This window comes from Streptomyces sp. NBC_00083, from assembly GCF_026343295.1.
Taxonomy (GTDB): Bacteria; Actinomycetota; Actinomycetes; order Streptomycetales; family Streptomycetaceae; genus Streptomyces.
Genome location: NZ_JAPELY010000001.1, coordinates 2,471,488 through 2,494,169, shown reverse-complemented (window position 1 = coordinate 2,494,169; position 22,682 = coordinate 2,471,488). Strand labels below are relative to the sequence as shown.

Annotated in this window: 20 protein-coding genes; 14 read left to right on the top strand and 6 right to left on the bottom strand. The window is 71.8% G+C overall.

Annotated features, from left to right (window positions below; genetic code table 11):
- The first annotated feature begins 142 nt into the window (after positions 1 to 142).
- Positions 143 to 2,062, top strand: coding sequence for an ABC transporter ATP-binding protein (locus tag OOJ98_RS11055; RefSeq protein WP_267054454.1), 1,920 nt, complete (start codon positions 143 to 145; stop codon positions 2,060 to 2,062).
- Complete coding sequence (locus OOJ98_RS11050; RefSeq protein WP_267054453.1) at positions 2,059 to 3,840, top strand: ABC transporter ATP-binding protein; 1,782 nt, start codon at positions 2,059 to 2,061, stop codon at positions 3,838 to 3,840. The genes OOJ98_RS11055 and OOJ98_RS11050 overlap by 4 nt, the downstream gene beginning before the upstream one ends.
- Before the next feature lie 114 nt (positions 3,841 to 3,954).
- Here the strand turns inward: OOJ98_RS11050 and OOJ98_RS11045 are convergent, their stop codons facing one another.
- The gene (locus OOJ98_RS11045; protein WP_267054452.1) at positions 3,955 to 4,746 is read right to left on the bottom strand and encodes a metal-dependent hydrolase; all 792 of its coding nucleotides are present in this window, start codon (positions 4,744 to 4,746) and stop codon (positions 3,955 to 3,957) included.
- 143 nt (positions 4,747 to 4,889) lie between these two features.
- Here OOJ98_RS11045 and OOJ98_RS11040 point away from each other — a divergent pair, with 143 nt between their 5' ends.
- Genes OOJ98_RS11040 through OOJ98_RS11030 form a run of 3 tightly spaced genes read left to right on the top strand, consistent with a single transcriptional unit; the run spans position 4,890 to position 8,840 of the window.
- Positions 4,890 to 7,403, top strand: a complete 2,514-nt coding sequence (locus OOJ98_RS11040) for an RNA helicase (RefSeq protein ID WP_267054451.1) — start codon at positions 4,890 to 4,892, stop codon at positions 7,401 to 7,403.
- Positions 7,404 to 7,438: 35 nt separating this feature from the next.
- Complete coding sequence (locus OOJ98_RS11035; RefSeq protein ID WP_267054450.1) at positions 7,439 to 8,320, top strand: acyl-CoA thioesterase II; 882 nt, start codon at positions 7,439 to 7,441, stop codon at positions 8,318 to 8,320.
- Positions 8,321 to 8,351: 31 nt separating this feature from the next.
- A complete protein-coding gene (locus OOJ98_RS11030; protein ID WP_267054449.1) occupies positions 8,352 to 8,840 on the top strand; it encodes a glutathione peroxidase in 489 nt (162 codons plus the stop codon).
- 75 nt (positions 8,841 to 8,915) lie between these two features.
- Here the strand turns inward: OOJ98_RS11030 and OOJ98_RS11025 are convergent, their stop codons facing one another.
- The gene (locus OOJ98_RS11025) at positions 8,916 to 10,145 is read right to left on the bottom strand and encodes an acyl-CoA dehydrogenase family protein (RefSeq protein ID WP_267054448.1); all 1,230 of its coding nucleotides are present in this window, start codon (positions 10,143 to 10,145) and stop codon (positions 8,916 to 8,918) included.
- A gap of 174 nt (positions 10,146 to 10,319) precedes the next feature.
- On the opposite strand from OOJ98_RS11025, the gene OOJ98_RS11020 reads away from it, so the two are divergent.
- On the top strand, positions 10,320 to 10,973 hold the full coding sequence (locus OOJ98_RS11020; RefSeq protein ID WP_267054447.1) for a TetR family transcriptional regulator: 654 nt from the start codon (positions 10,320 to 10,322) through the stop codon (positions 10,971 to 10,973).
- A gap of 458 nt (positions 10,974 to 11,431) precedes the next feature.
- On the opposite strand, the gene def is transcribed toward OOJ98_RS11020, so the two are convergent.
- Positions 11,432 to 11,992 (bottom strand): peptide deformylase, encoded by a 561-nt coding sequence (def, locus tag OOJ98_RS11015; protein ID WP_267054446.1) that lies wholly within the window; start codon positions 11,990 to 11,992, stop codon positions 11,432 to 11,434.
- Between the two features lie 117 nt (positions 11,993 to 12,109).
- Here def and OOJ98_RS11010 point away from each other — a divergent pair, with 117 nt between their 5' ends.
- From OOJ98_RS11010 to OOJ98_RS10975, 8 genes are all read left to right on the top strand, one after another.
- Complete coding sequence (locus OOJ98_RS11010; protein ID WP_267054445.1) at positions 12,110 to 13,357, top strand: MurT ligase domain-containing protein; 1,248 nt, start codon at positions 12,110 to 12,112, stop codon at positions 13,355 to 13,357.
- Positions 13,358 to 13,382: 25 nt separating this feature from the next.
- A complete protein-coding gene (locus tag OOJ98_RS11005; RefSeq protein ID WP_267054444.1) occupies positions 13,383 to 14,111 on the top strand; it encodes a type 1 glutamine amidotransferase in 729 nt (242 codons plus the stop codon).
- A gap of 179 nt (positions 14,112 to 14,290) precedes the next feature.
- Complete coding sequence (locus tag OOJ98_RS11000) at positions 14,291 to 15,316, top strand: 6-phosphofructokinase (protein ID WP_267054443.1); 1,026 nt, start codon at positions 14,291 to 14,293, stop codon at positions 15,314 to 15,316.
- A gap of 122 nt (positions 15,317 to 15,438) precedes the next feature.
- Positions 15,439 to 16,395 carry a cytochrome c oxidase assembly protein gene (locus tag OOJ98_RS10995; protein WP_267054442.1) on the top strand — a complete coding sequence of 319 codons (957 nt, stop codon included), beginning with the start codon at positions 15,439 to 15,441 and terminating at the stop codon, positions 16,393 to 16,395.
- Positions 16,396 to 16,459: 64 nt separating this feature from the next.
- Positions 16,460 to 16,621 carry a hypothetical protein gene (locus OOJ98_RS10990; protein ID WP_267054441.1) on the top strand — a complete coding sequence of 54 codons (162 nt, stop codon included), beginning with the start codon at positions 16,460 to 16,462 and terminating at the stop codon, positions 16,619 to 16,621.
- Positions 16,622 to 16,688: 67 nt separating this feature from the next.
- Positions 16,689 to 17,381: a carbon-nitrogen hydrolase family protein gene (locus OOJ98_RS10985; RefSeq protein ID WP_267054440.1), complete on the top strand. Its 693-nt coding sequence runs from the start codon at positions 16,689 to 16,691 to the stop codon at positions 17,379 to 17,381.
- 125 nt (positions 17,382 to 17,506) lie between these two features.
- The gene (locus OOJ98_RS10980; protein WP_267054439.1) at positions 17,507 to 18,208 is read left to right on the top strand and encodes a 1-acyl-sn-glycerol-3-phosphate acyltransferase; all 702 of its coding nucleotides are present in this window, start codon (positions 17,507 to 17,509) and stop codon (positions 18,206 to 18,208) included.
- A 124-nt stretch (positions 18,209 to 18,332) separates the two neighbouring features.
- Positions 18,333 to 19,358 (top strand): NAD(P)-dependent oxidoreductase, encoded by a 1,026-nt coding sequence (locus OOJ98_RS10975; protein WP_267054438.1) that lies wholly within the window; start codon positions 18,333 to 18,335, stop codon positions 19,356 to 19,358.
- Between the two features lie 84 nt (positions 19,359 to 19,442).
- Here OOJ98_RS10975 and OOJ98_RS10970 read toward each other — a convergent pair whose 3' ends face one another.
- From OOJ98_RS10970 to ureG, 3 genes are all read right to left on the bottom strand, one after another.
- Positions 19,443 to 20,969, bottom strand: coding sequence for an alpha/beta hydrolase (locus OOJ98_RS10970; RefSeq protein WP_267055596.1), 1,527 nt, complete (start codon positions 20,967 to 20,969; stop codon positions 19,443 to 19,445).
- 205 nt (positions 20,970 to 21,174) lie between these two features.
- Positions 21,175 to 21,945: an urease accessory protein UreD gene (locus tag OOJ98_RS10965; RefSeq protein ID WP_267054437.1), complete on the bottom strand. Its 771-nt coding sequence runs from the start codon at positions 21,943 to 21,945 to the stop codon at positions 21,175 to 21,177.
- Positions 21,933 to 22,610, bottom strand: coding sequence for an urease accessory protein UreG (gene ureG, locus OOJ98_RS10960; protein WP_267054436.1), 678 nt, complete (start codon positions 22,608 to 22,610; stop codon positions 21,933 to 21,935). The genes OOJ98_RS10965 and ureG overlap by 13 nt, the downstream gene beginning before the upstream one ends.
- Between the last annotated feature and the right edge of the window lie 72 nt (positions 22,611 to 22,682).

Genomic DNA, 22,682 nt, shown 5'->3' with positions numbered 1-22,682 from the left:
AGCACGGCCGTGGCGCCAGACCCGGCCGGTGAAAGGTGGCGCGTTCTGGGCCCCAACGCGGAAAAATCGATTGAAATCAGCACCATGAAAGGGCGAGCCTTGCACGTCTCACGCCACTCGACGCAAGGAAGCCCGGGACGTCATGCAGATTCGCGATCTTCCCTACCTGGATCCGGGTGAGCCCGATGTCCGCTCGGGCCCGCGTTTCCTCTACTGGCTCGGCCGCAACCAGCTCGCCGGCCAGCTCAAGGCGCTCGGCTGGGGCCTGCTCCACCAGTGCGGCATCGCCGGCCTTCCGCTGACCGTCGGCCTCGCGGTGCAGGCGGCCGTCGACCGTTCGGGCGACCGGCTCGCGCTGGCCGCGGCGCTCAACGTGCTGCTCGGCGTGGCCATCGCCGTCGGCGAGACGATGCTCCACCGGACCGCCGTGACCAACTGGATCACGGCCGCGGCCCGGGTGCAGCAACTGCTCGCCCGCAAGGCGGCCGACCTCGGCTCGGTGCTCACGCGCCGGGTCGCGGCGGGCGAAGTGGTGGCGGTGTCGACGGGCGACGTCGAGAAGATCGGGTGGTTCGTCGAGGCGCTGTCGCGGTTCCTCGCGGCCGCCGCCGCACTGGTGATCATCTGTGTCGGTCTCGTCATCTACCAGCCCGCGCTCGGCATCGTCGTAGCGATCGGCGTGCCCGTCCTCGCCCTGGCCGTCCTGCCGTTGCTCCCGCGCGCGACCCAGCGCGCGGACATCCAGCGCGAAAAGGCGGGCCGGGCAACGGAGTTGGCGTCCGACACCGTCGCGGGTCTGCGGGTGCTCCGCGGCATCGGCGGCGAGGAGCTGTTCCTCGGCCGCTACCGGGAGGCCTCCCAGGAGGTCCGCAGGGCCGCGGTGCGCAGCGCCCGCATGTGGTCGCTGATCTCCGCCGTCCAGGTGCTGCTTCCGGGTCTGCTGCTCATCACGGTCGTGCTGTACGGCGCGCGGCTCGCCCTCGACGGGCGGATCGCGGTGGGTGAACTGGTCACCGTCTACAGCGCGGTGACGCTGCTGCTGTACCCGCTCCAGCACTTCGAGGAGATCGCCATGGCGTACTCGTTCTCGCGGCCCTCCGCGAAGCGGGCGGCGCGGGTGCTCGCGCTCCAGCGGGTCACCGGCCCGGCCGGCGCGGAGACGGCGGCGCCCTCGGGGTCGGTGGCGGAGCCGCTCTCGGGCGACCTGTACGACCCGGCGAGCGGGCTGCTCGCACCCGAGGGCCGCCTGACGGCCGTGGTGTGCGGCGACCCCGACGCGGCGGGGCGGCTCGCGGACCGGCTCGGCGGCCACGCCCCGGAGTCGGACGGGCAGCCGTCGGTGCTGCTCGGCGGGGTCGCCCTCGACGGGCTGCCCCTCGATGTCGCCCGCACGGCCGTCCTCGTCCAGGACAAGGACCCGGTGCTGCTCTCGGGCACGCTGCACGACCTGCTCGACGTGCCGTCGTCGGGGCAGGTCGGGGCGGCGGCCGCGCTGAAGGCCGCGCACTGCGACGACGTGCTCGACGCGCTCGCGCAGGCGTCGGTGGACGACGGCGGCGACCCGATGGCCACCCGGATCACCGAGCGGGGCCGCTCGCTCTCCGGCGGCCAGCGCCAACGCCTCGGCCTGGCACGGTCGTTGGTGGCCGACCCCGAGGTGCTCGTGCTCGACGAGCCGACCTCCGCGGTGGACTCGCACACCGAGGCGCGCGTCGCGCACGGCATCAAGGGGCTGCGCGCCGGGCGCACGACGGTCGTGTTCACCTCCTCGCCCCTGCTGCTCGACGCGGCCGAGCGGGTCGTCTTCGTGCACGACGGCGAGGTCGCGTCGGTGGGCGTGCACCGCGAGCTGGTGCGCACGGATGCCCGCTACCGGGCGGTCGTCACCCGCGAGACCGCAGAGGAGGCGGCCGACGAGAGCGGCGCGGACGGCGAAGCCGATGAGACCGACGCGACGGGTGCGGTCGGCCCGGCCGGCGCGACCGGCTCGAAGGAGACGAAGGACACGAGGGAGACGAAGGCAGTGGCTCGGGCGATGGAGAAAGTGGAGGAGTCGGCATGATCGGCGTCGCAGCACCGGAGTACGACCCCGCGGCCCCGCAGTCGGCCACCACCCTGCCGGTGGGCACCCCGGCCACGGTCCGCGCGTACGTACGGGAACTCCTGCGGCGCCACCGCACGGCGTTCGCGATCCTGATCGGGACCAACGCGGTCGCCGTGATCGCGTCGATGGTCGGCCCCTACCTCCTCGGCGGTGTCGTCGAGGATCTGTCGACCGGGGTCCGCGACCTCCGACTCGGGCGCGTGGCGGCCCTGTTCGCGGTGGCGCTGATCGTCCAGACGGTGTTCGTCCGCATGGTGCGCCTGCGCGGCGGAATGCTCGGCGAGGAGATGCTGGCCGACCTGCGCGAGGACTTCCTCGTGCGGTCGGTCGGGCTGCCGCCGGGCGTCCTGGAGCGTGCGGGCACGGGCGATCTGCTGTCCCGCATCACCACGGACATCGACCGCCTCGCCAATGCCATGCGCGAGGCCGTGCCGCAACTGGCCATCGGGGTGGTGTGGGCGGCGCTGCTGCTCGGCGCCCTCGGTGTCACCGCCCCGCCGCTCGCCCTCTCGGTCCTGATCGCGCTGCCGGTGCTGGTGGTGGGGTGCCGCTGGTACTTCCGGCGGGCGCCGGCCGCCTACCGCTCGGAGGCCGCCGGGTACGCGGCGGTCGCCGCCGCCCTCACCGAGACCGTCGACGCGGGACGCACCGTCGAGGCGCACCGCCTGGGCGCGCGCCGGATCGCGCTCTCGGACCGGCGGGTCGCGGAGTGGACGGCCTGGGAGCGGTACACCCTCTTCCTGCGCTCGGTGCTGTTCCCCGTGGTCAGCGTCACCCACATGACGATCATGGTGTCGGTCCTGACGATCGGCGGGGTCTTCGTCCTCAAGGACTGGATCACGGTCGGGCAGCTCACCACCGGCGCGCTGCTCGCCCAGATGCTGGTCGAGCCGGTCGGGCTCATCCTGCGCTGGTACGACGAGCTCCAGGTCGCCCAGGTGTCGCTCGGACGGCTCGTCGGCGTACGGGACATCGAGCCGGCGGCGGGCGACGCGGAAGTCCGTCCGGACGGGCGGCACGTCGAGGCGGACGACGTGCGCTTCGGCTACCGCGAGGGGGTGGACGTGCTGCACGAGGTGTCCCTCTCGGTGGCCCCCGGCACGCGGGTCGCGCTCGTCGGACCGTCCGGGGCGGGCAAGTCGACGCTGGGCCGGCTCCTCGCCGGGATCTACGCGCCCCGCGCGGGCCGCGTCACGCTCGGCGCGGCGGAGCTGTCGCGGATGCCGGCGGAGCGGGTGCGGCGGCATGTGGCGCTGGTCAACCAGGAGCACCACGTGTTCGTGGGCTCGCTGCGCGACAACCTGCTGCTCGCGCGCACGGGCGCGGACGACGCCGAGCTGTGGGCGGCGCTCGGGGCGGTCGACGCGGACGGGTGGGCGCGGGGGCTCGACGACGGGCTCGGCACGGAGGTCGGCTCGGGCGGGCTCTCCCTCACCCCGGCGCAGGCCCAGCAGATCGCCCTGGCCCGGCTGGTCCTCGCGGACCCGCACACGCTGGTCCTGGACGAGGCGACGTCGCTGCTCGACCCCCGGGCCGCCCGCCATCTGGAACGCTCCCTGGCCCGCGTCCTGGAGGGCCGGACGGTGGTGGCGATCGCGCACCGTCTGCACACCGCGCACGACGCGGACGTCATCGCGGTGGTGGAGCGCGGGCGCATCACCGAGCTCGGGAGCCATGAGGAGCTGGTGGGGGCGGGCGGGGCGTACGCGGCGCTGTGGCACTCCTGGCACGGCTAGCTCGCGGCGCGAGGGAGGGCACTCCGCGACGCCTCTGCCGCGCCCCGGGCCCTCCACCACTCGGCCCACCGCGGACCGTGCGGGGCCTCAGCCTTCCTGGCGGGGGGGGCGGGGCTAGATGAAGTTCAGGGCTCCCGCCGCGCCGACTCCGCCCAGGATCATGAACACCGGCATGAGCACCTTCAGCTCCACCCAGCTCCCCGCACGGAACCGCATGCCCTTCGGCGGCCCCAGCGGAGCCCACCGCTTGCGGCCCAGCGGGATGGGCCACAGGATCGGGCAGCCCGAGACCGTCAGGGCGTCGCCGATGTCGTGGACCAGCGCGCCGAGAACGATCGGCAGGCCCAGCCACAGGTACTCCTGGCCGGGGCCGGAGAAGAGCCAGTCCGAGCCGTTGCCCGGCTTGTCGAGGACCCCCGCCAGGATCCACGCGCTGGTCGCGCCGAGCAGCCACACCAGGACGTCGCTGGAGACCCGCGCGGCCCGCCACAGCAGGCCTTCCACCGCGAGGACCAGGTGGACGAAGAGGATGCCGAGGACCGCCCAGCGCCCGCCGAACACCGCCGCCGCCGAGGCGCCCGCCCCGATCAGGACGGCCCACAGCCAGGTGTGCGTCAACGTACGGTGACCGCCGTTGCGGCGCGGGTCACCGGGGCCGCGGGTCGCCTTGTACACGGCGTGCGAGAGGTCGTCGACGATGCCGCACAACGCCTTGGACACCGGCCCGAACGCGCGCGAGATCGTCGCCGACTTGTGGTCGAGGTCGGGCGCGAGCGCCGCGCCCGCCGTGATCAGGGCGCCGACGGCGAGCACCGGCCACGGCATGGGGTGGTCCGCGGCGGCAGCAGCGGCGCCCACCCCGAGCCAGGCCGCGGCCCCCGACAGTGAGTGCGCTGGTCCCATCATGGCCGTGCCCCGCCCCATTCCTCTTGCTCGTACGCACAGTTGACGGCCCGTCCGCGGACGGGCCGTCCGGGCAGCCTACCTGCGATGATCTTCGCTTCGGCGGCCGGTTCCCGCTTAGGGGCCGGGCCAGGCAAGATGGGGGCGTGACCCTTATCGATCAGCTGCCGCCGAGTGCCGACCCCGATGCCCTTTTCGAGGCCTTCTCCACCTGGGCCGAGGAACAGGGCATCAACCTGTACCCGGCCCAGGAGGAGGCGCTGATCGAGGCCGTGTCCGGGGCCAACGTGATCCTCTCCACCCCGACGGGCTCGGGAAAGAGCCTGGTGGCGGCGGGTGCGCACTTCGCGGCGCTCGCCCGCGACGAGGTCACCTTCTACACCGCGCCGATCAAGGCGCTGGTCTCGGAGAAGTTCTTCGACCTGTGCAAGCTCTTCGGCACCGAGAACGTCGGCATGCTGACCGGTGACGCCTCCGTCAACGCGGACGCGCCCGTCATCTGCTGCACCGCCGAGGTGCTCGCCTCGATCGCGCTGCGCGACGGCAAGCACGCCGACATCGGCCAGGTCGTGATGGACGAGTTCCACTTCTACGCCGAGGGCGACCGCGGCTGGGCCTGGCAGATCCCGATCCTGGAGCTGCCGCAGGCCCAGTTCGTCCTGATGTCGGCCACGCTCGGCGACGTCTCGATGTTCGAGAAGGACCTCACGCGCCGCACCGGCCGCGAGACGGCCGTGGTCCGCTCGGCGACCCGGCCCGTGCCGCTCTCGTACGAGTACGTCACGACGCCCATCACCGAGACGCTGACCGAGCTCCTCGAAACCAAGCAGGCGCCGGTCTACATCGTTCACTTCACGCAGGCCCAGGCGGTCGAGCGCGCGCAGTCGCTGATGTCGATCAACATGTGTACGCGCGAGGAGAAGGACAAGATCGCCGATCTGATCGGCAACTTCCGCTTCACCACCAAGTTCGGCCAGAACCTGTCCCGTTACGTGCGGCACGGCATCGGCGTGCACCACGCGGGGATGCTGCCCAAGTACCGCCGGCTGGTCGAGAAGCTGGCGCAGGCGGGCCTGCTGAAGGTCATCTGCGGTACGGACACGCTGGGCGTCGGCGTCAACGTCCCCATTCGTACGGTGCTGTTCACCGCGCTCACCAAGTACGACGGCACCCGTGTACGCACCCTGCGGGCGCGGGAGTTCCACCAGATCGCGGGGCGCGCCGGCCGGGCCGGCTTCGACACCGCGGGCTATGTCGTCGCGCAGGCCCCCGAGCACGTCATCGAGAACGAGAAGGCGCTCGCCAAGGCGGGCGACGATCCCAAGAAGCGCCGCAAGGTGGTCCGCAAGAAGGCCCCCGAGGGCTTCGTCGCGTGGTCGGACACCACCTTCGAGAGGCTGATCGGCTCCGAGCCCGAGCCGCTGTCCTCGCGCTTCCGGGTCACCAACATCATGCTGCTCTCGGTGATCGCGCGGCCCGGCAACGCCTTCGAGGCGATGCGGCACCTCCTGGAGGACAACCACGAGCCGCGCAAGGCGCAGCTGCGGCACATCCGGCGGGCCATCGCGATCTACCGCTCGCTGCTCGACGGCGGTGTGGTGGAGCAGCTGGAGACCCCGGACGCGGAGGGCCGCACGATCCGGCTCACCGTCGACCTCCAGCAGGACTTCGCGCTGAACCAGCCCCTGTCCACGTTCGCGCTCGCCGCCTTCGACCTGCTCGACCCCGAGTCGCCGTCGTACGCGCTCGACATGGTCTCGGTCGTCGAGTCGACGCTCGACGACCCGCGCCAGATCCTCGCCGCGATGCAGAACAAGGCGCGCGGCGAGGCCGTCGGGCAGATGAAGGCGGACGGCGTCGAGTACGAGGAGCGCATGGAGCGGCTCCAGGACATCTCGTACCCGAAGCCGCTGGAGGAGCTCCTGTGGCACGCGTACAACGTCTACAAGAAGTCGCACCCGTGGGTCGGCGACCACCCGGTGTCGCCGAAGTCCGTCATCCGTGACATGTACGAACGGGCGCTCACCTTCACGGAGTTCACCTCCTGGTACGAGCTGGCGCGCACCGAGGGCATCGTCCTGCGCTACCTGGCGAGCGCGTACAAGGCGCTCGACCACACCATTCCTGACGATCTGAAGACCGAGGACCTCGAAGACCTCATCGCCTGGCTCGGCGAGATGGTGCGCCAGGTGGACTCCTCGCTCCTGGACGAGTGGGAGCAGCTCGCCAACCCCGAGGTGCAGACCGCCGAGGAGGCGCAGGAGAAGGCCGACGAGGTCAAGCCGGTCACGGCCAACGCCCGCGCCTTCCGGGTCCTCGTACGCAACGCGATGTTCCGCCGGGTGGAGCTGGCGGCCCTCGACAACCTCACCGCGCTCGGCGAACTCGACGCGGAGGCCGGCTGGGACGCGGACGCGTGGGGCGAGGCGATGGACAAGTACTGGGACGAGTACGACGATCTCGGTACCGGACCCGACGCGCGCGGCCCCAAGCTCCTCTCCATCGAGGAGGACGCGGCGCACGGCCTGTGGCGCGTCCGCCAGGCGTTCGCCGACCCGAACGGCGACCATGGCTGGGGCATCAGCGCGGAGGTCGATCTCGCGGCCTCCGACGAGGAGGGCCGCGCGGTGCTGCGCATCACCGACGTCGGCGAACTCTGACCCCCATCCCCCGTTCCGGAGAGGACCGCGACGACATGACCAACCCGGCGGAGAGACTCGTCGACCTGCTCGACCTGGAGCGGATCGAGGTCAACATCTTCCGCGGCCGGAGCCCCGAGGAGTCCCTCCAGCGGGTCTTCGGCGGCCAGGTCGCGGGCCAGGCGCTGGTGGCGGCCGGGCGGACCACGGACGGCGAGCGCCCGGTGCACTCGCTGCACGCCTACTTCCTGCGGCCGGGCCGCCCCGGTGTGCCGATCGTCTACCAGGTGGAGCGGGTCCGCGACGGGCGCTCCTTCACCACCCGGCGGGTGACCGCCGTCCAGCAGGGCCGCACGATCTTCAACCTCACGGCGTCCTTCCACCGTCCGGAGCCGGGCAGTATCGAGCACCAGCTGCCACCGCGGCTGGAGTTCCCTGAGCCGGAGTCGCTGCCCACGGTGACCGAGGAGATCCGCGAGCACCTGGGTGCGCTGCCCGAGGCGCTGGAGCGGATGGCGCGCCGCCAGCCGTTCGACATCCGGTACACGGAGCGGCTGCGCTGGACGCCCGAGGAGATCAAGGGCGCCGATCCGCGCAGCGCGGTGTGGATGCGGGCGGTCGGCCCGCTCGGCGACGACCCGCTGGTGCACACCTGCGCGCTGACGTACGCGAGCGACATGACGCTCCTGGACGCGGTGCGCATCCCCGTCGAGCCGTTGTGGGGGCCGCGCGGCTTCGACATGGCCTCGCTCGACCACGCGATGTGGTTCCACCGCCCGTTCCGCGCCGACGAGTGGTTCCTGTACGACCAGGAGTCGCCGGTCTCGACGGGCGGCCGGGGCCTGGCCCGCGGCCGGATCTACAACCGTGCGGGCGAACTGCTGGTGTCGGTGGTCCAGGAGGGCCTCTTCCGTCCCCTCACGCCCGCCGCCGACTGATCAACTCACCTTTTTCCAGAAGGAGTTACCGATGAGCCTGTACGACATCCCGCTGCGCACCCTGTCCGGCGAGCCGACCTCGCTCGCCGACTTCAAGGGCCGGGCCGTGCTCGTGGTGAACGTGGCGTCCAAGTGCGGTCTGACCCCGCAGTACGCCGGCCTCGAACGGCTTCAGGAGCAGTACGGCGAGCGCGGTCTGACCGTGCTCGGCGTGCCGTGCAACCAGTTCGGCGGCCAGGAGCCCGGCACCGCCGAGGAGATCGGCACGTTCTGCTCGGCGACGTACGGCGTGACGTTCCCGCTCCTGGAGAAGACCGAGGTGAACGGCGAGAACCGGCACCCGCTGTACGCGGAGCTGACCAGGACGGCGGATGCCGGCGGCGAGGCCGGCGACATCCAGTGGAACTTCGAGAAGTTCCTGCTCTCCCCGCAGGGCGAGGTCGCCGCCCGCATCCGCCCGCGCACGGAGCCGGACGCCCCCGAGGTCGTCGCGCTCATCGAGGCCAACCTGCCCGCCTGACCCGGCGGACGACGCGAAGGTGCCCCGCCCCCTCCGGTCCGGGGGCGGGGCACCTTCGCGTTCCGGTACCGGTCGCTAGCGGATCGGCATGCCCGACAGGGTGCGGGCGATGACGAGCCGCTGGATCTCGCTGGTGCCCTCGAAGATCGTATAAATGGCTGCATCCCTGTGCATCCGCTCGACCGGATATTCGCGGGTGTAGCCGTTGCCGCCGAGGATCTGGATCGCCTGGGCGGTGACCTTCTTGGCGGTCTCGCTCGCGTACAGCTTGGACATCGAGCCCTCGGCCGACTCGAACTTCTTGCCCGTGGTCGCCATCCAGGAGGCGCGCCACACCAGGAGGCGGGCGGCGTCGATCTGGGTGCGCATGTCGGCGAGCTGGAAGGCGATGCCCTGGTTGTCGATGATCGGGCGGCCGAACTGCTCGCGGGTCTTGGCGTATTCGAGGGCGTAGTCGTACGCGGCCCGCGCGGTGCCGACCGCCATCGCGCCGACGGCCGGGCGGGACGCCTCGAAGGTGGCCATCGCGGCGTTCTTCACCCGCTCACCACCGCCCGCCTTCGCCTTCTCGCGGGAGCGGGCGAGCCGCTCGTCGAGCTTCTCCTTGCCGCCGAGCAGGCAGTTGCCCGGGATCCGTACGTCTTCGAGGACGACCTCGGCGGTGTGCGAGGCGCGGATGCCGTGCTTCTTGAACTTCTGGCCCTGGCTGAGACCCGGGGTGCTCGGGGGCACGATGAAGGAGGCATGGCCCTTGGAGCCGAGCTCGGGGTCGACCACGGCGACGACGACGTGGACGTTGGCGATGCCGCCGTTGGTCGCCCAGGTCTTGGTGCCGTTCAGGACCCATTCGTCCTTGGCCTCGTCGTAGACGGCGCGGGTGCGCATCGAGGCGACGTCGGAACCGGCGTCCGGTTCGGAGGAGCAGAAGGCGGCGACCTTGACGTCGGTCACATCGCCGTACATCTGGGGTATCCAGGTGCCGATCTGCTCCTCGGTGCCGTTGGCGAGGACGCCTACGGCGGCGAGGCCGGTGCCGACGATGGAGAGCGCTATGCCCGCATCGCCCCAGAACAGCTCCTCCATGGCGACCGGAATGCCGAGACCGGTCGGGTCGAAGAACTGCTGCGCGTAGAAGTCGAGGGAGTAGATTCCGACCTTGGCGGCCTCCTGGATGACCGGCCAGGGCGTCTCCTCGCGCTCGTCCCACTCGGCGGCGGCGGGACGGATCACGTCCTTGGCGAAACCGTGCAGCCAGTCCCGGACCTGCTTCTGGTCGTCGTTGAGATCCATCGTGAACTCGGCCATGTCCCCTCCACCACTCCAAGCGTTACTTGCGGTAACCGCAGTCTGTTACCGACGGGTATGCGATGTCAACCGGCCTCCGGTCCCGCAGCGTCCCGTACGGGCGGAGTGTTACGTTGCGGCAAGGCTCCCGAGAGGGGGCCGACACAGCAAGCGGTACGGGCGGGGAGCGAACCCATGGAGACCACACAGCAGGCCGCGCAGCAGCGCACGGCGGCCGAACGCCGGCGGCGCGAGCTGCTGGAGGCGGCGGACCGGGTGGTGCTGCGGGACGGCCCGAAGGCCTCGATGAACGCGATCGCGGCGGAGGCGGGCATCACGAAGCCCATCCTGTACCGGCACTTCGGCGACAAGGGCGGGCTCTACCGCGCGCTGGCCAAGCGCCACACCGACGCGCTGCTCGCCGCGCTGCGCTCCGCGCTCGACGCGCCGGCGGGGCGCCGCGAGCGGGTCGAGGCGACGCTCGACACCTATCTCACGGCGATCGAGGCGCGGCCCCAGGTCTACCGGTTCCTGATGCACCCCGCGGAGGACGCGCCGACGCCCGAGCCCGAGCAGGGCTTCGACGTGGGGCGCCACTCGGCGCCGCTGCTCCGTCGCATGGGCGAGGACCTGGGCGTGGTCATAGCCGAGCGGATCGATCTGGGGCCCGGCAGCGAGGTGCTCGCGCGGGTGTGGGGGCACGGGATCGTCGGCATGATGCATGCGGCGGGCGACTGGTGGCTGGGCGAACGGCCTTGCTCCCGGGCGGAGTTGGTGCGGGCGCTCGCGGACCTGCTGTGGGGCCGCCTCGCCGCGGCGGGCGACCGCGCGGGCGGCCCGGCCTTCTGACCCCGGGGGGCTGCACACCCCGGGCGACCTGACTGCGCCGTCGGGGGCCGCACCCCGGGCCCCCTCGGCGGGGCACCCAGCCGCGGGTCCCCACTCCGGGCGCCCTCGGCGGGGTGCCCCCTCAGCCCGTCCGGCTACTCGACCCCGGCCCGTGCGGGCCGCCTCAGCCGGCTTTCGGGCGCGGACCGTGCTCGCTTCTCGCGCAGTTCCCCGCGCCCCCAGGTGCGTCGAACTTGGCAGCGCGGCCAGCGCGGGCCACCTCAGCCTGTCCGGCGTTTGAGGACGAGCGCCCTCAAGGCGCGACACGGGGTCTGGGGCAGAGCCCCAGCAACCCCGCCTTCGGCTGCGGACCGTGCCCGCGTCCCGCGCAGTTCCCCGCGCCCCCAGGTGGGCTGAACCTGGCGGCATGCCCAGCATCGGCAACCCCAGCCCGTCCGGCGTTCGAGGACGAGGGCCCTTCAAGCGTGGTCGGGGTCTGGGGTGGGTGCCCAGGGGGCTTTGCGGAGGGCTCGTTGGAGGCGGGAGCGGTGCCGGCCCACGACACGGTCGGCGTACACCACCCCGTCCAGGTGATCGCACTCGTGCTGCAGGCACCGCGCGAAGAACCCGGTCCCCTCGATCCGCACCGGCGCCCCCGAGAGGTCCACCCCCTCCACGACCGCCCGGTCGAAGCGCGAGGTCGGCGCCTCGAGCCCCGGCAGGGAGAGGCAGCCCTCGGGCCCCCGCACCTCGATCCCGTCCGCCTCGACGAGCCGGGCATTGACGACGTACCCGAGGTGCCGCACGTCCTCGTCGTCGGGGCAGTCGTACACGAACACCCGCTGCCCCACGCCGATCTGGTTGGCCGCCAGGCCGACCCCGTCGGCCGCGTACATCGTCGCGAACATGTCCTCGACGAGGCGGTTCAGCGCGGGGCCGAACTCCGTGACGGGCTCGCAGGGCGCGTGGAGCAACCGGTCACCGAGGAGACTCATCTCTCGTACGGAGCCGGAACTGCCGGGAATGGGACGGTGGCGCATGGGCGCAAGAGTACGTTCCACGGAGCGGAGACCATTTCGGATGGTGGCGCGGTTCGGGGCGCTGACCGGATCTCGATAGGCTGACAGCTGACCCAGGCGCAAGGAGGATCAAGGACGATGTCAGGACACGTTGGAGGTGCCGGGCCCCTGTCACCGCGAGCCAAGCTGGCGGTGACCGCGGGCAAGGCCGCCGCGGCGGTGTCGCGCGCGGCGGGCCGGGGCAGTGGATCGGTGATCGGCGGGCGCGTCGCGCTCAAGCTCGACCCCGATCTGCTCGGGCGGCTCGCCACTCATCTGGACGTCGTCCTGGTGTCGGCGACGAACGGCAAGACGACTACGACCCGGCTGATCGCCGAGGCACTGGGGGCCAGCGGCCCGGTGGTGTCGAACGCGCTCGGCGCCAACATGCCGGCCGGCATCACGTCGGCGCTCGCGGGCGGTTCGGACGCGAAGTACGGCGTGATCGAGGTCGACGAGAAGTATCTGGCGGGCGTGGCGCGCGATGTGACGCCGAAGGCGATCGCGCTGCTCAACCTGTCGCGCGACCAGCTCGACCGCGCCGCCGAGACCCGGATGCTCGCCGAGAAGTGGCGCGAGGGCCTGTCGGGCTCGAAGGCTGTGGTGATCGCCAACGCCGACGACCCGCTGGTGGTGTGGGCGGCGTCCTCCTCCCCCAACGTGGTGTGGGTGGCGGCCGGTCAGGAGTGGAAGGACGACGCCTGGTCGTGCCCCTCCTGCGGCGGTGTGATGCAGCGTCCGGGCGACGACTGGTTCTGCGGCGAGTGCGGCTTCCGCCGCCCGGCGCCCAGTTGGGTGCTCAACGGCGACTACGTCCTCGACCCGCACGGCTCGGCCTGGCCGATCCACCTGCAGCTGCCCGGCCGCGCCAACAAGGCGAACGCCGCGACCTCCGCCGCGGTCGCCGCGGTGTTCGGGGTGCCGCCGCAGGTCGCCCTGGAGCGCATGTACCAGGTGCAGGCGGTGGCCGGCCGCTACGACGTGGTCAGCTTCGCGGGCCGTGAGCTGCGGCTCCTCCTCGCCAAGAACCCGGCGGGCTGGCTCGAAACGTTTTCCCTCATCGACCCGCCGCCCACGCCGGTGGTCCTGTCCGTCAACGCCCGCGGCGCCGACGGCACGGACACCTCCTGGCTGTGGGACGTCGACTACACCCGGCTCGCCGGTCACCCGATCTTCGTGATCGGCGACCGCAAGCTGGACCTGGCGGTGCGTCTGGAGGTCGCGAACCTGGACTTCCGGGTCTGCGAGAGCCTGGAGGAGTGCACCCAGCTGGCTCCGCCCGGACGGATCGAGCTGATCGCCAACTACACCGCGTTCCAGGACGTACGCCGCGTCGTCGGCAACTGACCCCAGCAAGGAGCAAGCAAGCGACATGGCAGACAACAGCCTGCGCCTCGTGTGGGTCTACCCCGACCTGCTCAGCACCTACGGCGACCAGGGCAACGCCCTGGTCGTCGAGCGCCGGGCGCGCCAGCGGGGCCTGGACGTGCACCGCCTCGACGTCCGCAGCGACCAGCCGATCCCGACCTCCGGTGACATCTACCTCATCGGCGGCGGCGAGGACCGGCCGCAGCGGCTCGCGGCCGAGCGGCTGCGCCGCGACGGCGGCCTGGAGCGCGCCGCGTCCAACGGCGCGATCATCTTCTCGGTCTGCGCCGGGTACCAGATCCTCGGCCACGAGTTCATCAACGACGTCGGCGAGCGCCAGCAGGGCCTCGGCCTGATCGACGTGATCTCGACGCGCGGCGAGGGCGAGCGGTGCGTCGGCGACGTGCTCGGCGACATCGACGAGCGCCTCGGCCTGCCGCAGCTGACCGGCTTCGAGAACCACCAGGGCATCACCCACCTCGGCCCGACGGCCCGCCCCTTCGCCCGGGTGCGCCTGGGCAAGGGCAACGGCACAGGTGACGGCACGGAGGGCGCGTACAACGACACCGTGTTCGGCACGTACATGCACGGCCCGGTGCTGGCGCGCAATCCGCAGATCGCGGACATGCTCCTGAAGCTGGCCCTCGATGTGAACGCGCTGCCGCCGACCGACGACCGGTGGTACGAGGCGCTGCGCGCGGAGCGCATCGCCTCGGCGACGCAGCCCGCGTAGGACGCGCGACACGGCCCGCGGAGGGCGCGTCCGGCCGGCCCGGACTTCGTACTTTCGTACGACGTCCATCAGTCGGACCTCCGATTCGGCCCCCGTCACCCTGCGCCGGTAGGGTGACGGGGATCCAACCGGACGACGTGGTCCGGTCGTCGGCCCACGTTGCAAAGGTTCTCCGGGCAATGCGAATTGGTGTGCTCACCTCCGGCGGCGACTGCCCCGGCCTGAACGCCGTCATCCGATCCGTCGTGCACCGTGCGGTGGTCGACCACGGCGACGAGGTCATCGGCTTCCACGACGGCTGGAAGGGCCTGCTCGAAGCCGACTACCGCAAGCTCGACCTCGACGCGGTCGGCGGCATCCTCGCGCGTGGCGGCACCATCCTCGGCTCCTCCCGCGTCCAGCCCGCGCATCTGCGCGACGGCGTGGAGCGCGCCCGGGGCCACGTCGCCGAGCTGGGTCTCGACGCGATCATCCCGATCGGCGGCGAGGGCACGCTGAAGGCCGCGACCCTGCTCTCCGACGCGGGGCTCCCCATCGTCGGCGTGCCGAAGACCATCGACAACGACATCGCATCGACCGACGTCACCTTCGGCTTCGATACCGCCGTGGGCGTGGCGACCGAGGCGCTCGACCGTCTGAAGACGACCGCCGAGTCGCACCAGCGCGTCCTGATCGTGGAGGTCATGGGCCGCCACACCGGCTGGATCGCGCTGCACTCGGGCATGGCCGCCGGCGCACACGCCATCGTCGTCCCCGAGCGCCCCTTCGACATCGACGAGCTGACCGAGCTGGTCGGCCGGCGCTTCTCGGCGGGCAAGAAGTTCGCGATCGTGGTCGTCGCCGAGGGCGCCAAGCCGCGCGAGGGCTCGATGCAGTTCGACATCGGCGGCACCGACGTCTACGGTCACGAGCGCTTCGCGGGCGTGGCCCGTCAGCTCTCCATCGAGCTGGAGCAGCGCCTGGACAAGGAGGCCCGGCCGGTCATCCTCGGCCACGTCCAGCGCGGCGGCACGCCCACCGCGTACGACCGCGTGCTCGCCACCCGTTTCGGCTGGCACGCCGTGGAGGCCGCCCACCGCGGCGAGTTCGGGATGCTGACCGCGCTGCGCGGCACCGACATCGTCATGGTCCCGCTCGCCGAGGCGACGGCCACCTTGAAGACCGTCCCGGCCGAGCGGTACGCCGAAGCGGAGTGCGTCCTCTAGTACGCGCCCCTCCGGCCCCTTCCGGATTGTTTTGTACGCAATGAACCGCCCCCGGCCGCATCACCGGCCGGGGGCGGTTCTAGTCTGGTGCGGGACAACCGGTACGAATCAGGAGTCAGCGGATGGATCACAGCGGGCACGGCATGGACATGAACATGGACCTGCCGCCGTTCACGCTGGCGCGGGGCCTGGAATGGTCGGCCGACTCCTTCTTCCTCATCGGCTGCCTGCTCGGGCTCGCCCTGTACGCGTGGGGTGTGGTCCGGCTCAGGCGGCGCGGTGACAGCTGGCCCGTCAGCCGGATGATCTTCTGGACCGTGGGCGTCCTGACCATCGCGTTCGTCATGTGCACCAAGCTCAACGACTACGGCATGGTCATGTTCAGCGTGCACATGGTGCAGCACATGGTGATCAGCATGCTCTCGCCGATCCTGCTGCTGCTCGGTGCGCCGGTCACCCTCGCGCTGCGCGCCCTGCCGGTCGCCGCGCGCGGCAGCAAGGGGCCGCGCGAGCTCCTCCTGATGCTGCTGCACAGCCGGTACATGAAGGTGATCACGCATCCGGCGTTCACCATCCCGCTCTTCATCGCCAGCCTCTACGGGCTCTACTTCACGCCGATCTTCGACTTCCTGATGGAGTCCAGGACGGGGCACATCGCGATGATGGTCCACTTCCTCGCCGTCGGCGTCGTCTTCTTCTGGCCGATCATGGGCGTCGACCCGGGCCCGCACCGGCCGGGCTACGTGATGCGGATGCTGGAGCTGTTCGCGGGAATGCCCTTCCACGCCTTCTTCGGCATCGCCCTGATGATGGCGAGCGAGCCGATGATCGGCACGTACAAGAACCCGCCGTCCTCGCTGGGCATCGACGCGCTCGCCGACCAGCAGGCGGCGGGCGGGATCGCCTGGGCGTTCAGCGAGATCCCCTCGGTGCTCGTGCTCATCGCGCTCGTCTTCCAGTGGTACGCCACCGAGAAGCGTCAGGCGCGCCGCACCGACCGGGCCGCCGAGCGCGACGGCGACAAGGAGCTTCAGGCCTACAACGCCTATCTCGCCTCACTGAGCACCCGCGGGCAGTAGCGCCGGGGCCCCTCACGGGGTGACCATGGCCTTCACGGCACCTGCCGGGAGGAAGGGGACCGCGATGCCCCGTTCGACGAAGTCGATGATGGTGCTCACCCTGGTCATGCTGGTGGTGATCACGGCGTATACGGTGGCGCTCGGCAGCAGCGGCTGGCTGTGGTTCGGCTGGGTGGTGCTCGGGCTCACCGCGATCGGAACGGCCGCGGTGTCGCGCAGCTCGTGAGCGGTGTCCCGGGCCGTGCGGGGGCAGCACCCCGCCGGCCGCGCGGGTTCCGGACGAGAGGTTCGCAGTGAGGCATCCCCTGACCATCGCGGTGGCGCAGCCGAGGTGTACGGCGTACGACGTGAGCGGCAACGCGTCGGAGCACGCCGAGGCCGTCCGGGCGGCACGGGCCCGGGTCGTGGTCTTTCCCGAGATGTCGCTCACGGGGTACGAGCTGGACGCGCCGCCGGTCGGCGCGGACGACGAGCGGCTGGCCCCGATCGTCGCGGCGTGCGCCGGGACGGGCTCGCTCGCCCTGGTGGGCGCGCCCGTGACCGGCCCCCGCATCGGCATCCTCGCCGTGGACGCCGAGGGCGCGCGCGTGGTGTACGGGAAGGTGTGTCTCCACGGCAGCGAGGCGGGCCGGTTCCTGCCCGGGGAGCCCACCGTGATCGAGGTGGACGGATGGCGGCTCGGCCTGGCCGTCTGCCGGGACACCGGCGTACCGGAGCACGCCGCGCGGACCGCCGCGCTCGGCATCGACGGGTACGTGGCCGGTGTCCTCCACTTCGACCACGAGGGCGAACTCCACGCCGAGCGTGCCCGCCGGGTCGCCGCCGAGCACGGCGTGTGGACCGCGACGGCCGCGTTCGCGGGCCCCACGGGTGGTGGCTTCGACCGTACGTCGGGCCGTTCCGGCATCTGGTCGGCGGACGGCCGCGAGCTGGCGCGGGCCGACGCCGCCCCCGGCTCCGTGGTGCGGGCGCGGTTCACCGGCTGAGCCGCGGACGGGCGGCCGCCGGCCACGGGCGGCGGGCGACACTCCCGTGATCGCCCGGCGGTGGTTACAGGGGCCGGGGCCTGCGCCTACACTGGCCACCCTTCGGCATGGTGAGGAGCTCGCGGGTGCTCTATTACATCCTCAAGTACGCAGTTCTGGGGCCCCTGTTGAGGGTGTTGTTCCGGCCGCGCCTTGAGGGGCTCGACCATGTGCCCGAGGAGGGCGCGGCGATCGTCGCGGGGAACCACCTCTCGTTCTCCGACCACTTCCTGATGCCGGTGATGCTGAAGCGGCGCATCACCTTCCTCGCCAAGCAGGAGTACTTCACCGGGCCCGGCCTCAAGGGCCGGCTCACTGCGGCGTTCTTCCGTGCCGTCGGGCAGATCCCGGTGGACCGGTCGGGCAAGGAGGCCGGGCAGGCGGCGATCCGTGAGGGCCTCGGGGTGCTCGCCAAGGACGAGCTGCTCGGCATCTACCCCGAGGGGACGCGCTCCCCCGACGGCAGGCTGTACAAGGGCAAGGTCGGCGTCGCGGTGATGGCGATCAGGGCCGGGGTCCCGGTGATTCCGTGCGCCATGGTGGGGACGTTCGAGATCCAGCCGCCCGGCCAGGCCCTGCCGAGGATCAAGCGCGTCTCGATCCGCTTCGGCGAACCGCTCGACTTCTCGCGGTACGAGGGGATGGAGGGCGAGAAGGCCGTCCTGCGGGCGGTCACCGACGAAATCATGTACAAGGTCATGGAGTTGTCCGGCCAGGAGTACGTGGACCGCTACGCGGCCGATGTGAAGGCCGAGGAGTCGCGGCGGTTCCGCGGCATCATGGGGTGACGGACAGTCGGCCGACGATTCGTGGGAGTGCGCCCCGAGTTCCCCCGATGGCTGCGCCCTGGGCGGATCCGCGCAGGGTGAAACGCTCTGGCCCCCGTCGGCGGGCCGGCCGTAGCCTCGCGGCATGGGTAAGGGAACAGCGTTCGTCATAGGAGCCACGGGACAGATCGGCCGGGTCGCGGTGCGCGCGCTCGCCGAGGACGGCTGGGAGGTGCGGGCCGCCTCACGGGGCGGGGGTGAGGACCCGGCGTGGCCCGATGGGGTCCACCGCGTCCGGCTCGACCGGGAGGACGACGCGGCTCTGGCCGCCGCCGTCGGCGACGGGGTGGACGTGCTGGTCGACATGGTGGCGTACGGCAAGGAGCACGCCCGGCAGCTGATCGGCCTCGGCGACCGGGTCGGTTCGGCGGTGGTGATCTCCAGCGGCGCGGTGTACGAGGACGATCGGGGCCGCGGTTTCGACACGATGGCGGGGCCGGCCGGTCCGCCGTGCTATCCGGTGCCGATCCCCGAGTCGCTCACCACGGTGGCACCCGGCGACGCCACCTACGGCACGAGGAAGGTGCTCCTGGAGCGTGAGCTGCTGGATTCGGCGCTGCCCTCGACGCTGTTGCGGGCGGGCGCGATCCACGGCGTGCACTGCCGCAGCCCCCGTGAACTGCACTTCGTGAAGCGGGCGTTGGACGGCCGGCCGGTGCGGATCCTGGCGTTCGGCGGGCGCAGCCGCTTCCATCCGGCGCACACGGCCAACATCGCCGAGCTGATCAGGCTCGCCGCCCTGAAGCCGGGCTCGCGGGTGCTCAACGCGGCGGATCCCGAGGCGCCGACGGTCGCGGAGATCAGCGCTGCCGTCGACGAGGTCCTGGGGGTGCGCGGCGAGATCGTGCCGGTGGAGGGCCTGCCGGAGGGCGACATCGGGGTGACGCCGTGGAGCGGTCCGCATCCCATCGTGTACGACATGTCGGCCGCCGAGCGGGAGCTGGGCTACCGGCCGGTGACCGGGTACGCGCGGTCGCTGCCGCGGACCGTGGAGTGGATCGCGGGACGGCTGGAGGGGCGGGACTGGCGTGACGCCTTCCCCGCGATGACGAAGTACGGCGACCTGTTCGACTATGCGGCGGAGGACGCCTGGCTGGCGGCGCGCGGCTGACCGGACGGCGCCCCGGACGGTGCGGGCCGCGACAGCGCGAAGGGCGGCCGGAGAGTTCCGGCCGCCCCCGCGCTCATCTGCCTTCTACGGCACGGGAGTCGCGTGCGGGGTGCACGTGAAGTCCGCGCGGTCGGTCTTGCCGGTGAGGAGGTAGTCGTCCACGCGCGAGTTGATGCACGGGTTGACGAGACCGGTCACACCGTGGGAACCGGCGCCCTTCTCGATGATGAGGCGCGAGTTCTTGAACGCCTTGTGCAGCTCGACGGCGCCCTGGAACGGGGTGGCGGCGTCATTGGTGGACTGCACGATCAGGACCTGCGGGAGGCCCTTGCCGGTCTTGACCTTGACCGGGTGGTTCTGCTGCTTGGTGGGCCAGGTGGCACACGGCAGGTTCATCCACGCGTTGGACCAGGTCAGGAACGGGTAGTCCTTGTTCAGACGGGTGTTGTCGCGGTCCCACTTGCGCCAGCTGGTGGGCCACTGGGCGTCCGCGCACTCGACGGCGGTGTAGACGGCGTTGCCGTTCTCGGAGGCGATGTTGCCCGCGATGTCCGTCATGTCCGATGCGGCGGCCGCGACGACCGGCTTGGAGTCACCCGCCGCGTAGGCGCTGAGCGCCTTGGCGACCGGCACCCAGTACGAGTCGTAGTACGGGGCCTTCTGGAAGAACCCGAGCAGCTCGGCCGGGCCGACCTTGCCGTCGAGGGGGTTCTTCTTGGCGTCGGCGCGCAGCTTCAGCCACTGCGCCTCGACCTGCGCCCGGGTGGTGCCGAGGTGGAAGGTCGCGTCGTACTTGGCGACCCAGTCCTCCCACTCGTTCCAGCGGGCCTGGAAGGCGACGTCCTGCTCCAGGTTGGCCTGGTACCAGATGTTGTCCTGGTCCGGGTTGACCACGCTGTCCACGATCATGCGCCGGACGTGCGAGGGGAACAGGGTGCCGTAGACGGCGCCCAGGTAGGTGCCGTAGGAGACGCCCAGGTAGTTGAGCTTCTTCTCACCGAGCGCGGCGCGGATGACGTCCAGGTCGCGGGCGGTGTTCGGGGTGGTCATGTACGGCAGCATCCAGCCGCTGCGCTCGGCACAGCCGTCCGCGTACTCGGCGGCGAGCTTGCGCTGGGCGCGCTTGTCGGCCTCGCTGTCCGGGACCGGGTCGGCCTTCGGGGCCTTGGCGTACTCCTGCGGGTCGACGCACGAGATGGGCGTCGAGTGCCCCACGCCGCGCGGGTCGAAGCCCACGAAGTCGTACGCCTTGGAGGTGTTGGTCCAGAGCGGGTTCTTCTTGGTCACCCGGGTCGGGAAGGCCATGCCCGAGCCGCCGGGGCCGCCCGGGTTGTAGATCAGGGCGCCCTGGCGCTCGGCCTTGGTGCCGGTGTTGCCGATGCGGTCGACGGCGAGCTTGATCTGCTTGCCGTTGGGCCGCGCGTAGTCGAGCGGGACGCTGACGTAGCCGCACTGGACGGGCTTGGCGATGGCCCAGTCGGCGGGACAGTCGGTCCAGCTGATGCCCTGCTTGGCCGCACGGTCGGCCGCGACCTGTACGCCACGCGCCTCGGACCAACCGTGGTCGCGGTTGTCGGCGTTGGCGACCGGGGCCGCTATCGCGCCCACCATCAGCGTGCCCGCGATCAGTGTGCCGGCCGAGCCGAGCACTGCGGTGCGTCTCAAGTGGTACCTCCCCCTGCTGAAGTGCGCTGTTCAGCTCAGCGCTGCGTTCGGTCCTGTCGGGGGATCCTTTCGTCTGTGAGCCCCCTGTGCACAACCCGGCCAGGTGTTTCTTTACCGAACCGATAGCCGGATTGGAGGTTCCGCTGAGCGGTCATCGCGGGGGCAGCGCAAGGGTGCGCAGTACCTCGTCGAGCGCCTGGCGCACCAGCCGTGCGTCGGGGGCGAGCGCCGTGACGAGGAAACCGGGACCGGCGAGCGGGGTGAGCACGGCGTCGTCACCCAGCAGCCGGGCCTCGGCCGGGCGGGCGGTGAACTCCGGGTCGACCACGAGGAGTTGGCCGGCCGCCCGGTGTCCGCCCAGGACGGCTCCCCCGTCCCAGCCGCCGGGTGCGCCGGGGCCGAAGGCCAGCTCCTGGTCGAGGAGGGGCCGCCCGGCGCGGTGCACGGTGAGGCGGGTGCTGAGCGTGCCGGCCGGTTCGCCGTGCCGGCCGAGCACCTGCTCCTCGCGGAAGACCAGACGGGCGCCGGGCGCGAGGTCGATCCGGGTGCGCATCCGCAGGTCGCTGCCGCGCACGGAGATCAGCTGTTCGGGGAGCCAGCGCAGTTCGCCGCCGTCGGCCACGGTGAGCCGCACGTCGTAGTGGGCGCGCTCGCCGGTCCGGCCGGGCAGGGCGATGGTGGCGGCCGCCGAGTCGACGTCGAGCCGTGCCCCGCCGCGCACTTCGGCCTCCAGCGCGATCCGGTCGCCGCCGAGCGGGGCGCTCATCGCGCCGACGACGGTGACCCGGTGGTACGCGCCCCGGGCGCGGGTGCGGCGCAGGGCGAGCGGCCCCTCCCCTTCGAGGACGGGCAGCCCTTCGGGGGTGGCGACGATGCGGGCGGTGGCGCGCAGCCCCGCCGCGCCGAGGGTCACGCCTGCCATGCGGCGAGCTTCTCCCCGACCCAGGCGGCGACGCCGGCGACGCCGGCCTCGGACCGCAACGACTGGAAGACGACCGGCAGTTCGGCCCGCTGCTCCTTGGCGTCCCGGGCCATGCGGTCGAGGTCGGAGCCGACGTACGGGGCGAGGTCGGTCTTGTTGACGACCAGCAGGTCGGCGGTGGTGACGCCGGGGCCGCCCTTGCGCGGGATGTCGTCGCCGCCGGCCACGTCGATGACGAAGATCTGGGCGTCGACGAGCCCCTTGGAGAAGGTGGCGGTGAGGTTGTCGCCACCGGACTCGACGAGGATCAGGTCCAGCGGCCCGACGGCCTCCTCCAGGTCCTCGACGGCTTCGAGGTTGGCGGAGATGTCGTCGCGGATCGCGGTGTGCGGGCAGGCGCCGGTCTCCACGGCCTGGATCCGCTCGGGCGGCAGTACGGCGTTGCGCAGCAGGAAGGCGGCGTCCTCGCGGGTGTAGATGTCGTTGGTGACGACGGCGATGGACAGCCGGTCGCGCAGTGCACGGCAGAGCGCGGCGACGGTGGCGGTCTTCCCGGACCCGACGGGCCCGCCGAGCCCGACCCGCAACGCCCGTCGCGAGCCGTCGGGACGACGGGCATCGGCGCTGACGGCGGCGGGGCCTTCGTGGGAGTGGCCGAGGTGCATGGGGTCTCCTGGGTGGTGAGTGTGCGAAGGATCGGGGCGGGGTGCGGGTGGCCCGGACACCCTGAGCCCGTC

Excerpts from the sequence above, each read along its gene's own strand:
- OOJ98_RS11055 (WP_267054454.1), top strand. The coding sequence starts at position 143 with ATGCAGATTCGCGATCTTCCCTACCTGGATCCGGGTGAGCCCGATGTC.
- OOJ98_RS11050 (WP_267054453.1), top strand. The coding sequence starts at position 2,059 with ATGATCGGCGTCGCAGCACCGGAGTACGACCCCGCGGCCCCGCAGTCG.
- OOJ98_RS11045 (WP_267054452.1), bottom strand. The coding sequence starts at position 4,746 with ATGATGGGACCAGCGCACTCACTGTCGGGGGCCGCGGCCTGGCTCGGG.
- OOJ98_RS11035 (WP_267054450.1), top strand. The coding sequence starts at position 7,439 with ATGACCAACCCGGCGGAGAGACTCGTCGACCTGCTCGACCTGGAGCGG.
- OOJ98_RS11030 (WP_267054449.1), top strand. The coding sequence starts at position 8,352 with ATGAGCCTGTACGACATCCCGCTGCGCACCCTGTCCGGCGAGCCGACC.
- OOJ98_RS11025 (WP_267054448.1), bottom strand. The coding sequence starts at position 10,145 with ATGGCCGAGTTCACGATGGATCTCAACGACGACCAGAAGCAGGTCCGG.
- OOJ98_RS11020 (WP_267054447.1), top strand. The coding sequence starts at position 10,320 with ATGGAGACCACACAGCAGGCCGCGCAGCAGCGCACGGCGGCCGAACGC.
- def (WP_267054446.1), bottom strand. The coding sequence starts at position 11,992 with ATGCGCCACCGTCCCATTCCCGGCAGTTCCGGCTCCGTACGAGAGATG.
- OOJ98_RS11010 (WP_267054445.1), top strand. The coding sequence starts at position 12,110 with ATGTCAGGACACGTTGGAGGTGCCGGGCCCCTGTCACCGCGAGCCAAG.
- OOJ98_RS11005 (WP_267054444.1), top strand. The coding sequence starts at position 13,383 with ATGGCAGACAACAGCCTGCGCCTCGTGTGGGTCTACCCCGACCTGCTC.
- OOJ98_RS11000 (WP_267054443.1), top strand. The coding sequence starts at position 14,291 with ATGCGAATTGGTGTGCTCACCTCCGGCGGCGACTGCCCCGGCCTGAAC.
- OOJ98_RS10995 (WP_267054442.1), top strand. The coding sequence starts at position 15,439 with ATGGATCACAGCGGGCACGGCATGGACATGAACATGGACCTGCCGCCG.
- OOJ98_RS10990 (WP_267054441.1), top strand. The coding sequence starts at position 16,460 with ATGCCCCGTTCGACGAAGTCGATGATGGTGCTCACCCTGGTCATGCTG.
- OOJ98_RS10975 (WP_267054438.1), top strand. The coding sequence starts at position 18,333 with ATGGGTAAGGGAACAGCGTTCGTCATAGGAGCCACGGGACAGATCGGC.
- OOJ98_RS10970 (WP_267055596.1), bottom strand. The coding sequence starts at position 20,969 with ATGGTGGGCGCGATAGCGGCCCCGGTCGCCAACGCCGACAACCGCGAC.
- OOJ98_RS10965 (WP_267054437.1), bottom strand. The coding sequence starts at position 21,945 with ATGGCAGGCGTGACCCTCGGCGCGGCGGGGCTGCGCGCCACCGCCCGC.
- ureG (WP_267054436.1), bottom strand. The coding sequence starts at position 22,610 with ATGCACCTCGGCCACTCCCACGAAGGCCCCGCCGCCGTCAGCGCCGAT.